12 protein-coding genes are annotated in these 13,712 nt (G+C 43.6%); 7 read left to right on the top strand and 5 right to left on the bottom strand.

The features are described 5' to 3' along the window. Nucleotides 1–289 precede the first annotated feature (289 nt). The 3 genes from ACX9GT_RS18360 to ACX9GT_RS18350 are packed head-to-tail and all read left to right on the top strand — an operon-like array spanning nucleotide 290 to nucleotide 2,056. Entirely contained in the window at nucleotides 290–1,435 is a 1,146-nt protein-coding gene (locus tag ACX9GT_RS18360; protein WP_473188111.1) for a transglutaminase-like domain-containing protein, read from the top strand. After that, nucleotides 1,407–1,769 (top strand): mercuric transporter MerT family protein, encoded by a 363-nt coding sequence (locus tag ACX9GT_RS18355; protein WP_473188110.1) that lies wholly within the window; start codon nucleotides 1,407–1,409, stop codon nucleotides 1,767–1,769. Before ACX9GT_RS18360 ends, ACX9GT_RS18355 begins: the two co-directional genes overlap by 29 nt. Then, the gene (locus tag ACX9GT_RS18350) at nucleotides 1,766–2,056 is read left to right on the top strand and encodes a heavy-metal-associated domain-containing protein (protein ID WP_473188109.1); all 291 of its coding nucleotides are present in this window, start codon (nucleotides 1,766–1,768) and stop codon (nucleotides 2,054–2,056) included. The genes ACX9GT_RS18355 and ACX9GT_RS18350 overlap by 4 nt, the downstream gene beginning before the upstream one ends. On the opposite strand, the gene ACX9GT_RS18345 is transcribed toward ACX9GT_RS18350, so the two are convergent. After that, a complete protein-coding gene (locus ACX9GT_RS18345) occupies nucleotides 2,045–2,479 on the bottom strand; it encodes a GNAT family N-acetyltransferase (protein ID WP_473188108.1) in 435 nt (144 codons plus the stop codon). The genes ACX9GT_RS18350 and ACX9GT_RS18345 overlap by 12 nt on opposite strands. 444 nt (nucleotides 2,480–2,923) lie before the next feature. Here ACX9GT_RS18345 and ACX9GT_RS18340 point away from each other — a divergent pair, with 444 nt between their 5' ends. Beyond that, nucleotides 2,924–3,937 carry a Fic family protein gene (locus ACX9GT_RS18340; protein WP_473188107.1) on the top strand — a complete coding sequence of 338 codons (1,014 nt, stop codon included), beginning with the start codon at nucleotides 2,924–2,926 and terminating at the stop codon, nucleotides 3,935–3,937. 70 nt (nucleotides 3,938–4,007) lie between these two features. On the opposite strand, the gene yiaA is transcribed toward ACX9GT_RS18340, so the two are convergent. Continuing rightward, nucleotides 4,008–4,457: an inner membrane protein YiaA gene (gene yiaA / locus ACX9GT_RS18335; protein ID WP_473188106.1), complete on the bottom strand. Its 450-nt coding sequence runs from the start codon at nucleotides 4,455–4,457 to the stop codon at nucleotides 4,008–4,010. Between the two features lie 974 nt (nucleotides 4,458–5,431). Next, the gene (locus tag ACX9GT_RS18330; protein WP_473188105.1) at nucleotides 5,432–6,148 is read right to left on the bottom strand and encodes a hypothetical protein; all 717 of its coding nucleotides are present in this window, start codon (nucleotides 6,146–6,148) and stop codon (nucleotides 5,432–5,434) included. 232 nt (nucleotides 6,149–6,380) lie between these two features. On the opposite strand from ACX9GT_RS18330, the gene ACX9GT_RS18325 reads away from it, so the two are divergent. From ACX9GT_RS18325 to ACX9GT_RS18315, 3 genes are read left to right on the top strand one after another with little or no spacing between them, the layout of a single operon-like run. Then, on the top strand, nucleotides 6,381–7,649 hold the full coding sequence (locus tag ACX9GT_RS18325) for a DNA cytosine methyltransferase (RefSeq protein ID WP_473188104.1): 1,269 nt from the start codon (nucleotides 6,381–6,383) through the stop codon (nucleotides 7,647–7,649). Continuing rightward, a complete protein-coding gene (locus ACX9GT_RS18320) occupies nucleotides 7,646–10,618 on the top strand; it encodes an ATP-binding protein (protein WP_473188103.1) in 2,973 nt (990 codons plus the stop codon). The genes ACX9GT_RS18325 and ACX9GT_RS18320 overlap by 4 nt, the downstream gene beginning before the upstream one ends. Continuing rightward, nucleotides 10,611–12,410, top strand: a complete 1,800-nt coding sequence (locus ACX9GT_RS18315; RefSeq protein WP_473188102.1) for a response regulator receiver domain — start codon at nucleotides 10,611–10,613, stop codon at nucleotides 12,408–12,410. Before ACX9GT_RS18320 ends, ACX9GT_RS18315 begins: the two co-directional genes overlap by 8 nt. A gap of 612 nt (nucleotides 12,411–13,022) precedes the next feature. Here ACX9GT_RS18315 and ACX9GT_RS18310 read toward each other — a convergent pair. Together ACX9GT_RS18310 and ACX9GT_RS18305 are read right to left on the bottom strand one after the other, a co-directional pair. Further along, complete coding sequence (locus ACX9GT_RS18310; RefSeq protein ID WP_473188101.1) at nucleotides 13,023–13,247, bottom strand: hypothetical protein; 225 nt, start codon at nucleotides 13,245–13,247, stop codon at nucleotides 13,023–13,025. Between the two features lie 70 nt (nucleotides 13,248–13,317). Further along, nucleotides 13,318–13,710: a hypothetical protein gene (locus tag ACX9GT_RS18305; RefSeq protein WP_473188100.1), complete on the bottom strand. Its 393-nt coding sequence runs from the start codon at nucleotides 13,708–13,710 to the stop codon at nucleotides 13,318–13,320. Nucleotides 13,711–13,712: the final 2 nt, after the last annotated feature.

Raw genomic sequence — 13,712 nt, 5'->3', positions numbered from 1 at the left:
GTCTCGATTCAGGCAAAGAGTATTTTAAAGCGCAGGAGCAGTTCTTTACCTTCCAGTGTAGTACCTTACTTGAGCGGCTCTGTTGCAGAATACTGATGCAGGGTTTTAGTTATTCTTGATGAGTCTCCACTTTCTCCCATGGTGTTTACCGTATATTTCCCCTTTATATCCCGATGCCTGATCAGGCGGCAAGTGTGTTGTTTTGTGCTGTCAGGATGCGTACTATCTTCCCTCGCCACAGGCGGTGGATAAGGCTTTGGCGTTATCTGATAATAAAAAAGGAAATGTGATGGAAAGGCGTAATTTTCTTAAAGGTGCTGCTGCGTTATCTTCTTTTGGTCTGATTAGCCCTGCCTGGTCAGAGTCGCGTAAAACTGACATCCCGCCAGCAAACTGCGTGGATAGAAGAAGACGTTTTGTGATGACGCAGACTTATCGACTGAAAGCGCCAGCAGGCTCCGAAGGTAAGGCCAATCTGTGGATCCCGGTACTGGAAGACACCGCCTTTCAGCAACTGAAGCACATTTCTTTTTCAGGTAACTATCAGCAGGCTTATCTAACGGCCAATAACCGTTACGCGGCCAAAACGTTGTTTGCATCCTGGCCGGATTCAAAAGGCCCGATGGAAATGAAAGTGGAAATGCTGATTGAAACCTTGGACTGGGAACCGTTAAAGAACAATCAACTGTCCGCATGGCATCTTCCTGATACCGATCTGGTGTTCCCCGCAGAGGTGCAACCCTATCTCAACGCCACGCCTCATATCCCGGTGGATGGGTTGGTGAAAGAAACGGCGCTGAAGATCGTCGGTAGCGAGAAATCACCTCTGAAGCAGGCGCGGTTAATCCATGATTGGGTCAGAACCCATATGCATCGCGACGATTCGGTGATTGGCTGCGGCAGCGGCGACGTGGGCCAAATTCTCAAAACTGGTAATCTGGGCGGGAAATGTACCGATATCAACTCCGTTTTTGTCGCTCTGTGCCGTTCCTGCGGCATCCCGGCGCGCGAGATGTTTGGTATTCGCCTGGGGGCAACCCGCAAGCTCGTCAACTATTCGAAGAAGGCGTTCGGTAGCGCTGACGAACAGGGCGTGGCGAAAATCAGCGGTGGGCAGCACTGCCGGGCGATGTTCTGGCTGGCGGGTTTCGGCTGGCTACCGGCCGATCCGGCTGATGTCACTAAAATGCGTCTGACGGAGAAAAAAGAAAATGGCGATCCGGCCGTTGAAGCCGTCAGCGATTATCTGTTCGGTAACTGGGAAATGAACTGGGTGGGCTTTAACTATGCCCGTGACTTTGCGCTTTCGCCGGTGGCAGAACAAGGTGATCTCAATAACTTTGGTTATCCTTATGCTGAAGTGGATGGCGATCCGTTGAACTTCTACGATCCGGCTGAATTTAGTTATGACTACGTCTCTGTCGAACAGCCTTAAAGGCAGCGTGGTGACGTTGTTGGCGGCTCTGCTTGCCGCCGCCGCATCGACACTTTGCTGCCTCGGCCCGCTGCTCTATCTGGTGTTCGGTATTTCGGCTGCCGGGTTGACGGGGATCCCGGCTTTATCCTGGCTGCAACTGCCGATGGTGGTTCTCTCTGTCGGCTTGATGCTGAGAGGATTCTGGCGGCTTTATCTGTCGCCACGTCCTGTCTGCGTGAATGTCGTTAGCCGTCGCACATTGCTTTGGCTTTATTGGTTATCGGTGCCGCTGCTTTTGGCCTTGATCACCTATCCGTATGTATTACCCTGGTTGTGGGAGTTGATGGAATGAAGAAGCGCTTTTTTCTGCTGCTGGCTCTGGTGTTAATGGCACCGCAGGCCTGGGCTGAAAACCAAAAGGTCACTATCGATATCAAAGATATGACCTGCTCGCTCTGCGTTATTTCCATCAATAAAGCGCTGCGTGCTACTGACGGCGTTATCAAGGCTAAAGCCTCTCTGAAAACGCATCAGGCAGAGGTGATTGTGCCAGAAGGCTTTGATAATCAGACATTGCTGACGGCGATTTCCCGCACCGGATATACCGGTGAAATCCAAGGTGTGGCTTCAGCTCCGTAGTATTTTTGGGCAGTGCAGCAGATAATATTCCTCACCACCGTCACAACCGGCTGCAATATTCTGCCAGCCATGCTTGTGGTAAAACACCAGAGCCTTTTGGTTTTTCACCAGGCATTTCAGCGAACCGGTCGACGTAAAGGTGCGTTCGGCCGCATGCAGCAATGCGCTGCCGACGCCCTGCGGTGGTAGATCGGGGTCGACGTACAGGTGATGAATGAAGTTGTCGGCGCGGTGAATCGATACAAATCCCAATAGTTTTCCTGCCTTTTCTGCTATCCATATTTCTTCACCCTGCGTTGAGCGATCGAAATCTTCTAACCGGTAATGGCGAGTATCGCGCCAGGTGAAGGCTGCTCGGCGTGCGGTCAGGTACAGAACGCGCAATAATGGGCGATCTGCCTCTTGGTAGGGTCTTATCTGCATGGTGTTTCCTTTGCATGGCTTGGGGATGTCGTAGGCTTGATCGCTATCAGCATCAATCCATTTCAACGCGAGTTCCTAATTTACGTGCCAGCCCTCTAGCCCTTCGTGCATTACTGCATAATGATTCCAGCGGAATAATGGAGCTGTCAGCGGTGCCAGGCAGTTCATCCACAATGCATTGGTTCGGATATGCCAATGGTAACTCTGATTGATCCACTTGGTGGCTGTTCTGATCGCGTATCAACGAGTTTGTTGGTGAAAGATTGAGTACTGGGAATTGATGTAGGCTGAACGGCTATAGGCGAACCGTGCTGCTAGTGGAATAGGTGAGGCTAAGCGAAACCAGTCAACTGCTTGATATTTGGCACTCAACACACCATGATTCGTAGTGCGAGGGCCGGCAAGGCGATTCTGGGCCTGTTTTTTGATGACGAGGGGAGCAAGATGGCAGGTTATCAACCGCCTTATACCATAACACCAAACATTCTGAATCAGGTGGTTGAGGTGGGGGAGCTATTAGGCCGTTGGGCTGCGCAGGCTGAGCAGTCTTCCCCTTTGCTACGCAAAGAGAACCGTATCCGCACTATCCAGGCATCATTGGCTATTGAGCACAACAGCCTGTCTACCGAGCAGGTTACTGCGATCGTGGATGGTAAACGGGTATTGGCACCGGCAAAAGATATTCAGGAAGTTCGTAACGCAATCCTTGCCTATGAAAAATTGCCTGACTGGCAGAGCCATCGGTTCGATGACTTACTGGCAGCGCATCGTTTATTGATGGCCGGCCTAGTAGATGCACCAGGTCAGTTGCGCAGTGGCAATGTTGGCGTGTATCGGGAAAAACAGCTTATCCATATGGCACCGCCTGCCAATCAATTGCCTCGTTTAGTCAGCGACCTGCTGACATGGTTACAGTACACCGATATTCACCCGTTAATTGCCAGTTCCATATTCCATTATGAATTTGAATTCATCCATCCGTTTGCCGATGGCAACGGGCGTATGGGCCGCTTATGGCAAACGTTGATCCTCGGTGAATGGCGCTCAGAACTGGCCTGGTTGCCGGTAGAAACCTTAATCCATAATCAGCAGCAGGAATATTACCGCGTATTGGGTGAGTGCGACCGGGCCAGCGACTGTACGCCATTTATCGCATTTATGCTGGAAAAACTGCTTGGCGCATTAGCCGAAGGTATAGATGCGCAGAAAGGGTATCCTGTCGCGATGTCGGTAGAAGTGTCGGTACAAATGTCGGTAGAAAATCCACAGCCTTTAGGCCGAACAGCAGAACGCATCTTAGCCGCCGTCACCGCTAATCCCTCTATGACTATTGTGCAACTTGCTGGTGAGTTGAAGGTAAGTAGCCGTACGGTCGAGCGTACTATCAAGGTATTGCAGGAGGAAAAACGATTGGCGAGAGTTGGGTCGACTAAGAGCGGTTACTGGCAGGTTGTTTAAACTTATTATACGGTAAAGATGATATTTATATGGGGTAATAAGCAGGGGGCTAAACCCCCTGTGCAATATATTATTCTACCGTTACATCTTTATCTACACTGTATTCAGCTTCGCTGCCGTAGTTTTTTGCCGCATCTCGGGTATTCTTCTGCACCGCAATGGCGCCAAACAGACTAAGAAAGAAGGAGACGCCGTAGAAACCTTTCTCGCTTAATAACAATTTGGCATTCCATAAACCGATGCATAACAGGCTAACGGCAATCGCAAAAGCCACCCAGCAAGTAATGCTATAAATATGAGTCACCGGAATACCATCCTGCTGATCGCGGACGGTCTTTTGAATGGTTATGGCGGTAAACAGGCCCAATATCAATACGGCGAAATAATAGCCTTTTTCATTCAACTGCATTTCTGCATTCCACAGGCCCAGCAGAAACACGCCAAAACCGCCGAGGAGTGCAGCCCAAGAGGCGAGAACGAAAGCAAACGAGGTAGTGTTTTGTTGTGGTATAGAACTCATTATGTGTATCCCTAAATGACAAGACGAACTCCTTTCTCCCAAGCCAGCATAACGGCGGCTTGTGAGGTTGGGGGCAATCTACCCGATCTCTGTTTATTAATGCAATAGAATAAGTTTCAGATAATGAGTATGTCTGAGTACTCCTATTGGAGAATCATGTTGGCATTAATTTTTAAGTATTAATCGCAGAAAGTTTTCTGGCCTTTGCCAAGTTTCAATGTTGGTGTTGATGCATAATATACACGTAACATAGAAAATAATGTCATTTTAATATAAAAAATGAATGCGTTACTTTATGTGATTTATCCTGAGAATATATTCCTGTCATTAAGCTAAATAGGTTCAATCCGGAATCTTCCCTAAAATGGGTTTACAGCCCCAGGTTTGGCGATTATCCTGATCGACGTTGGCAAGGCAGCCAACAAAAATTTAATGATTTTTCAATGACTCGGGGTGCCGATGTAATCGGCTGAGAATTTACCCGTATTACCTGATCTGGATTATGCTTTAGTTAGAGACTGCAAGGGGGGTGAGATCTATGTACCCACCTGCGTACCCAGAGCGATTTTATACAGATTAACCTGCATGTTTTGCTTTTTTCCCAGCCACTTACCCAGTAAAAATGTCTCTTTGGTTTTGTCATGAACCTTCCAAGCGACTGCTGTATGCTGAATGTTGACCCGAAAGACTGCAAATGCGTGGCTTTGCTGGTGAATATATAGCCAGCCCTGAGTGCGAAGTGGTTGCATGTGCTAGCAGATGATTTGCTTTCTTTAGTGTTAAGGTTAGACGTTGAACCGTGATTTATGTTTTATGAAATTGATTTAATTGAAATTTGTTTTAGTATTCTTAATTTCATACTCATTCCTGTACTCACGTTCGCAAAGATGAAGGTTTACTATCCCGAAATATTCGTTTTTTGACCTGATGGTGAATAAAAGATATTCATTGCTCATGATACGAGTGTTGTACCTTCATTCCCATACGACCTCTGTTGCGAGATAGTTATGAATGACTGAGCGGACGGTCAGTAGGCCTTGTTGAAATACTATGTACCGATAAATGTTATCTTGAACATTAATCCAGCCATCATCATCTAAGTCTTGACCTGTCATAACACGAGTCATCATTCTACTACCGACTTCAGGCCATCCAGTAAAGGAGCTACCAGCTTCTTCAAAATCGTTGCGTTGATCGTGATTCATAGATATCAGCGGAATTGCACTGATAGAGATCGGATCGCCCAACATTGGCTCTCCGTACTCGTAGAAAGCATGGCCTCTGGCATTCTTCAAAATAACTCGATGTATACGATCTATCTCAGGTTGCCAGATAATTTGCGGTTCGCCAGTTTCGTCGATTTGAAATTGCTTAGCTGCTTCTAGCCGAGCCACTAACGATGGGTTGCGAACTAGTGCCCTCTCGATTTTTGGGTTTCTCTGCGCTGAAGGCTCTGTGGTTCCTGATTGTACGCAACTCAGGAAAGTAACGAAGTATTCTTCATCTAATGAGAAGCCTGTATTACATTCCTTGCATATTTCGACTTGTGGTACATGAGGGGGCAGAGGTCTGTCTAGTAACCCTTTCGTTGGAACGTGATCCCTGTTGGTCTGAAGACTACTAATGGGGGAACTGCAATGAATACACCAGGATTTGTGTCGATCGTCGGTAAAATGTTCAATATTCTCCATATATCCTCATTAGAGCTACTGGTCAGTATTTTTCATGTCATACATGAAAGGTGACATTTCAGTTACGCCTAGTTTACAGTCAACTTCCATCATTGCTGCCTCCAATTCTGCTAACTTCAGGGCAAGGATAAACAGTGGGGCTTTTCATCAACCTAGGGCGTTCATATCACACTGTTTCTGACAAATAGATTAGGATTTCTGGTTAGGATCGCATCAACCGAGGACATTTGCCATGAATGTCACGTATAATGTTAAGATCAAAACTTTAAAAATTATAAACATGTGTAAACTGAAAGCGATTGATTTGTTTGCAGGAGCGGGTGGTCTTTCTCTTGCTGCCTTTAAGGCTGGCATCGATGTTCAGGCTGCAATTGAACTCGATAAACTAGCCTCTGAGACATATTACCGCAACCTTGTTGGCAGGCTTGGTGCACAGACTCAGGTGTTCTCACAAGATATCAATGATGTCGATATCAATTCCCTGATGAAGTACCAGTGTATCAAACAGGGTGAGCTTGATATTTTGCTGGGTGGCCCTCCATGTCAGGGGTTTTCGACGCATCGTATTAATGATGCAGGAAAAGATGACCCAAGAAATGCTCTGTTGATACGCTACTTTGATTTCGTTAAGAATCTAAGACCGAAAATTTTCTTAGTTGAAAATGTGCCTGGTCTTCTTTGGCCTCGCCATGCGGAGTATTTGAACAAGTTTATCGCTCTTACGAGAGCGCATGACTACCGTCTCGTTGGCGATAAACCTTTTATTCTGAATGCAAGAGATTATGGTGTGCCACAGAACCGTAAGCGTGCTTTCATACTCGCAGTTAGAAAGGACATATGCACCGACGGTTTTGAATGGCCTCCAAAAGCAACGCATACTAAGTCAGGCTCGAAATCTTGGGTGACGTCCTCAACCGTATTTGAACGCCCCTCTCAATCAGTGTTGATTGAGTTTAAAGAAAGGCTGATTGAGAAATTTAACTTTACAGTTGAAATCGCAGAAAACTGTATCAGTCAGTTGGTATGGGGTGCGCCTATTGCATCCAATGATCCAGGCAATGCTCATATGATGCATTCGGCAGAAATGACAGCTCTTTTTGAGAACACACCTCTCCTTGGTGACAGAACTGAATCAGGGAGAATGTTGGATTGCCATAAAAATTACAGCGGGCACTTGGATGTATATGGAAGGATTTACCCTCATATACCTTCAAATACAGTTACGACAGGGTGTAATAACCCATCGAAAGGCCGTTTTGTTCACCCTTGGTTACCTCAGGGTATTTCGTTAAGGCACGCAGCTCGATTACAGACTTTTCCTGATGACTATGTTTTTCAGGGCGGGTCAATGGCCGTTGCGAAACAAATTGGAAATGCGGTTCCAGTGAAGCTTGGCGAGATACTGCTGGTTTCAATAATTCAACTATTATTGACGCAACCTTCCCCAAGGATTGAAAGTAGTATTAGGGAAGTGGAATGTGATAAGGAATGTACACTATGACTCAACATGTTACGTTTCAGACTCGAGCTAGAACGATTGACCACCTTGGACGGGAACAAATAGCTGACTGTCCGACGGCCATATCGGAACTGTGGAAGAATGCTTATGATGCTTATGCCCGACAGGTTAGCCTTCATATTTTTGATGGAGAGATGAATATCTCAGCCATTGTGGATGATGGACACGGTATGAACCGTGATGAATTTGAATCTAAATGGTTGATAGTCGGTACAGAATCTAAAACTAATGGTTTCTCGATCCCTGAAATCGACCGTGATGGTCTTCTTGAGCGTCCCAAGCAAGGTCAAAAAGGTATTGGACGATTATCCTCTGCTGCACTTGGCCCGCTTCTATTACTAATTTCGAAACGTCAAAACAGTGATTTTGTTGTGGCGCTTATAGACTGGCGGTTATTTGAAAATCCGTTTTTGTATCTGAGCGATGTCAGAATACCGGTCAGAGAGTTTAGCCATAAAAATGACCTATCAGAAGCTCTTCCATTGCTGTTTGACCAAATGATGGGGAACATCTGGGGAGAATCGGACGATCCAGAACGTACAAAGAGGATTGCTGATGCTTGGAATGCATTTAGTAAACAAGAAATCGAAGATGGGTTGGAAAGTACGACGCAGGAAAAAATTGAACATACGCTGATTCAGGACGTATTCAAAGATGAGCACTTTAGTAAATGGTCAGTATGGTCGGGTGATTCCCGACATGGGACTGCCATGTTTATTGCTGATGTACAGTATGACCTCTACATCCAATTGTCTAACACGCCACTTAATCAAGCTGATGATACAGAGAAAAGTACTCGTGAACGATTTTTTCAAACACTCTCGAATTTCACAGATCCCTTCTCTCGCCGTGAAGGTGAATCGCTGATAGATGATTTTGCATACAGCGTCACTGGTTGGGTTAACAGTGCACCGAAGATAATTATCGGTGAGGATCGAGAGTTTGATCTACGTAACCTTGAAAATTTAGAACATATTATTGAGGGGCAGATTGATGCCGAAGGGTATTTCAAGGGAAGGATAAGAGTATTTGGAGAATGGATTGAAGACTATATAATAAAACCAAAACAGGTATATAAGACTCGTAAAGATAGTGCATTTGGCCCTTTTCACTTGCGCATAGGTACGTTTGAGATGAACGTTAATAGCTCTTCTCTAGACGCTACTCAGCACGCACATTTTATAGAACAATCAGAAAAATATGGTGGATTCAGGGTTTATCGCGACGGTTTACGTGTAATGCCATACGGAAGGGTTGACAGCGATTATTTTTCAATTGAAGAACGTCGTTCTAAGAATGCAGGTCGATACTTCTGGTCTAGTCGTCGTATGTTTGGGCGTATTGCTATTACTCGAGAGAATAATCCGAACTTGAAAGATAAGGCTGGTCGAGAGGGCTTCATTGAAAATCGTGCATCGAAACTATTTCGTGAAATTGTTGAAAAAATATTATTGGATTCTGCTGATAAATATTTTGGGAGCAATTCCAAAGAAAGAAAAAGTACGATTGACGATATAAAAGAAAAGAAAGCGGTATTAAAGGCTGAGGAAGATAGAAATAAGCTACTCAGCAAAGAGCGCAAACGTATACGTACTTCAATGAAACGTAACATGAGTTCACTCACCACGTTGGTATCAACGCTATCTGAATTCAGTGAAAGCCTTGCGGGAAGACTCAGCCTGGACTCTATCGATGAGCTTCATGCTCTTAAGAAAACAACTGACGATTTCTCTGAAACAGTTCAAGGTTATTCATTAAGTCCTTTGCCTACAAATCTAGGGCGTTTGGAGGATGAATACCGTGCTTATAGGAAAGAGGAATTACGATGCAAAGAGATCATTAAAGATCTGACTTATGTGATAAACAAAGCGATTGCAGATTCTACCCAGAAAAGTGACTACGAAAAGGCATATGAGGTCTATCGCAGTAAGCTTTCCAGTATCAATAATGCCATTACCCGTTATGCTGCCCGTGGCAAAGAGATGCTCCTTAAACAACAGGTTGAACTGGAGGAAATTATCCGGCACTGCCGCGAGCAGTATAAGCTTATTATGGAGGAAAGTCTTGAAGACTTGAAGCTCGCTAATATTACATTGCCTATCGTGCTTGATAAGTTGGATGCAGAACAACAAAGAATAGAAATCGAAAATGCTCAGAAGTTATCTCCGTATGTAACAGCCCTTGAACGTATCAATGAACAAATAGACTTAGAAAGTTTAGCCATTCATAGCATGAACGAGACTGTCCGTTATCGAGATGAGTTAGCGCGTTTGCACTCACTAGCCCAACTTGGCATAACGGTTGAAATTATCGGACATGAACTTGATGGTTTAGATCAGGAACTGACACACGCTCTGAAAGTTATTAGTGATGGTGAGCTAACACTATCTCAGCAGAAAAATATTGAGAGAGCTTTACATTGCCATAGTTCTCTAATGGATAAACTTAACTTTCTATCACCACTCAAGCTATCTGGAAAAAAAGAGATTCAGAGAATAACTGGTGCAGGAATTGAAGAATACATTATTGGGTATTTTTCAAAGCAACTTGCGTCAGCAGGTATTCAGCTTTCATGTACACCTGCATTCAGAGAGATGTCCCTCATGGATTTGCAATCACGCATATATCCGGTGTTCATAAATATAATTAATAATTCAATATATTGGGTGCAGCGGCGAGATGATAATAAAAGAGAGATTCTCCTGACATTTGATAATAATGAAGTTTCTATATGTGATGATGGCCCTGGCGTGGATAGCGATGATCTAGACAGTCTATTTACGTTGTTCTTCACACGTAAACAAAAAGGTGGTAGGGGCGTAGGGCTTTATCTTTGCAAACAGAATCTGATGGCTGGCGGACATAGTATTCGTTATGAAGCTAGAGATGACTTTAAGGTGCTTAGTGGTGCTAATTTTGTGATTGCTTTTAAAGGATTAACCAATGACTGAAATGACACTGACCTATCCTGATCTGATAAAGGAAGCTTTTATAAATCCGATTCGTAACGTCACAGTTATTGACGATGAATATCCTACGCTGATCTCATTGATTGAGTCGCAAAGTCAACGTATTGTTGGCGATGAAGAAACTGTTGCATCAATAGGTGCAAATACAGAGAGGCTCAAGAAAATAATTGCCATGTGTCACTCTACCTATAAGTGGAGCATAGATGTTTTCAACGGTGGAACACCAAATTTTGGTGGGACTGAAGAAATTCCACCACATATTCATCACAGTGATCTGATTGTATTAGACTATCATCTGGATGGTGATGAGGCTGTAGATAAAGGAATTCGCGCTCGTAAAATTATTCAATCGCTTGATCAGAATAATCACTATAATATAACTCTGGTGCATACAAAAGGGTATGTAGGTGATATAGAGGATGTATTTAAAGAGATTTTGATAGATTTTATTCGTATTGATGCATCTCATACATTGATCCCGACAGAAGAGACGATTGAAAAAATGAATATCTGGCTGGATGAGCACGAGGATGGTAGGGCTTACCAATGGGTCAGTGCAGAAATAAATCCTCTCGCAGTTTTCGATATCTATTTTTCAAGAACTCCTGAGAAATGTATTAATCCTCGCAGACCAGCACATCCACTCAATCCATTTTTATCAGAGATAAATGATGTTGCTCAAGAGTCTGATTTAACTTGTATTGAGCTCATTAAGTGGCGTTTTTATGACATTTTGAAGAAAAATGGAGTTAACCTCGATGGAAACTCTAGGGCTGATTTAGAATGGCATTGGGGGGCAGATACTAATTATATTAGTACAGGAAAAACATTCATTTCTGTTATTCGAAAAAGTGAAGAGAGCCCTGAACATGAACTTATTGACGCACTTACCGTAGCCTTAACCAAGCATAATGCATCACCAATGCATCTCTTAATGGCAAAAATGCGCCATGAGTTAGATGAAAATGGAATCGAGCAAGCCTCTAGGATTATTAGTAATAGATATGCTCAAGCAGGTTGGCTTTACAGTCTTCTTCAGAATGCTGACGACGATTCCGCTCATGATAAGGCAATCAACTTGCATTGGGAGCAGTTGGCTACAGCTTCTCGTTTAGTACTCCGTGATTTCTCCAAAAAAATAATAGCAGTTGCTGAGAAAGACTGTCCAAAAGATGGAAAAGCATTTGTTCAGAAATTCTTCAGCGAGTGTATGAGCAATAAAGACTTAGCATTAGGTCATCTTAATGCTTTTTCTTGTTCTATGTCAGTGAGCAGTGATCATCTTATTACTGGTACTGTTTTAGATATTGAAGGTGAGATATGGGTGTGTATTACTCCTGCGTGTGATTTAGTTCCAGGACAAAAGATTGCTCAATGGCAGTCACGTATTGGTAAATCACATATGGTCTTTAAAGCTGTAAGATTCGATATTGTGAAGCTGGACACTGCTAATAGTAATGCAAATCGTAATGAGTATATATATCTCAATATAGATGGTACACCAAAGTCATATTGGCTAAAGGGGGATAATCCGTCGTGGGATACATTTTATGCAGGAGACTTAGGACGTTATGGGAATAATTATAAGGTATCACTAACAGGTGTACGTGAAGATGTCACCGCTGATGGTAAACCATTAGTAATGCGGTCATTAAACGCTTACGCTGTAGCAGAGCTACGTTATGAATATGCTCTGAACCTTTTGCATAAATTTGGTGCTTCGCAGACCCGCGTAGGGCTTGATTTCCAGGACCAAAGTAGTATATGGATTTAAGTAATGAAAGTGCATTGATACAATGAGAGAATTATCCAGCATTTTGTTGGTTAATCAATATTACATTCTGTTTAGGCTCTTAAATTAATTTAGAGCCTAAGCATCTATATAGGGTTAGTATTCACAGTACATGGCGTATAACTCAAATATAATGCTCAATTAATGATGTTGCTTATTTTATCATTTAGTCTATTGGAATAATACTACAACAGTGTAAGAGAGTTGTGCATAAGTATCCGATAGTCTCATCTTGAGTAAGTATCCTCAGGCAACTTAAATAAATATCCGTGACTGATGTCTTACGCTGGCTATGCCACAGGTTTCTCTTTATCGTGCTATTATTTATTTGCATAAGTGAATAAATGGGATGGCGGCGCTGATAGTGTATAAATTGGGACTTAATCCTTTTACTGGCGAACTCTATACTTTCACTAACCGCCAGCGTAATAAAATATCTGATGTGGGAGGGTAATAACTTTGTTCGCTATTACAAAATACTGACCGAGGAAAATCAAGTGGTTCACCTCGACTTACCTGTTACTTCCCTTACTGGAAGCCAATTACATCATGCTCGCAAATTTCCCCCGTGTTTTTTCAATATGGCAAGTTTTTTTATAGTAATTGTACTTTGCAGGGAATTCCACTTGGCGCTGATTTTACATCATCCAACATAGGAATAATGATCGCCCGACATTCCCCCGGTAAACTCGATTGAACGTAGAAGGTATTGTCTACTGGTGATATTTCCTGCACATTCTCTTTAGAGTGAAGCAACTGGCACAAAGTGGCAATAATAATGACGATAATGGTCAGTGTAGCGATGATTTTCGTTTTCATGGAATGGTTCCTTTTGGGTTAAAACATGAATTACACACCCAAAAGGAAACCCTGGTGTTGGTGCTAAAAATTACAAGCCAAATACGTTAATGTAGAACTGCCCGTTATTATCGTCTGTTTTCTGGATGTTATACGTTATCGGCAAATCCTTGGAGTTTGGAAGGTTTAATGTGTCATCCAGTATGGTCATTTGTAGAGTAGCCGCACAGTGATAAACGTCTAATGACGGGTCATGTTTAACAGTTCTGATATTGATCACCTTCAACATAAGACTGTCTGCATGCTTAGGCACCATGCCTGCCATCTGTGAGTTCCTGAGTTGTTCGAACTGTTTCTTTATCTCCTTTTGGGCAATGTCAACGACCAGGGTTTTAGCATCGTCACTGTTACATTTTGGCGTGCTGGAGTCACACGCTGATAACAGTGTAGCGATAATACCGATAGCGATAATTTTACTGTTCATTG

It is taken from the genome of Serratia sp. YWN4 (genome assembly GCF_055790845.1).
The sequence above is the reverse complement of the archived record's forward strand: the minus strand, read 5'-3'. Positions and strand labels throughout refer to the sequence as shown.

Excerpts from the sequence above, each read along its gene's own strand:
- ACX9GT_RS18360 (WP_473188111.1), top strand. The coding sequence starts at position 290 with ATGGAAAGGCGTAATTTTCTTAAAGGTGCTGCTGCGTTATCTTCTTTT.
- ACX9GT_RS18355 (WP_473188110.1), top strand. The coding sequence starts at position 1,407 with ATGACTACGTCTCTGTCGAACAGCCTTAAAGGCAGCGTGGTGACGTTG.
- ACX9GT_RS18350 (WP_473188109.1), top strand. The coding sequence starts at position 1,766 with ATGAAGAAGCGCTTTTTTCTGCTGCTGGCTCTGGTGTTAATGGCACCG.
- ACX9GT_RS18345 (WP_473188108.1), bottom strand. The coding sequence starts at position 2,479 with ATGCAGATAAGACCCTACCAAGAGGCAGATCGCCCATTATTGCGCGTT.
- ACX9GT_RS18340 (WP_473188107.1), top strand. The coding sequence starts at position 2,924 with ATGGCAGGTTATCAACCGCCTTATACCATAACACCAAACATTCTGAAT.
- yiaA (WP_473188106.1), bottom strand. The coding sequence starts at position 4,457 with ATGAGTTCTATACCACAACAAAACACTACCTCGTTTGCTTTCGTTCTC.
- ACX9GT_RS18330 (WP_473188105.1), bottom strand. The coding sequence starts at position 6,148 with ATGGAGAATATTGAACATTTTACCGACGATCGACACAAATCCTGGTGT.
- ACX9GT_RS18325 (WP_473188104.1), top strand. The coding sequence starts at position 6,381 with ATGAATGTCACGTATAATGTTAAGATCAAAACTTTAAAAATTATAAAC.
- ACX9GT_RS18320 (WP_473188103.1), top strand. The coding sequence starts at position 7,646 with ATGACTCAACATGTTACGTTTCAGACTCGAGCTAGAACGATTGACCAC.
- ACX9GT_RS18315 (WP_473188102.1), top strand. The coding sequence starts at position 10,611 with ATGACTGAAATGACACTGACCTATCCTGATCTGATAAAGGAAGCTTTT.
- ACX9GT_RS18310 (WP_473188101.1), bottom strand. The coding sequence starts at position 13,247 with ATGAAAACGAAAATCATCGCTACACTGACCATTATCGTCATTATTATT.
- ACX9GT_RS18305 (WP_473188100.1), bottom strand. The coding sequence starts at position 13,710 with ATGAACAGTAAAATTATCGCTATCGGTATTATCGCTACACTGTTATCA.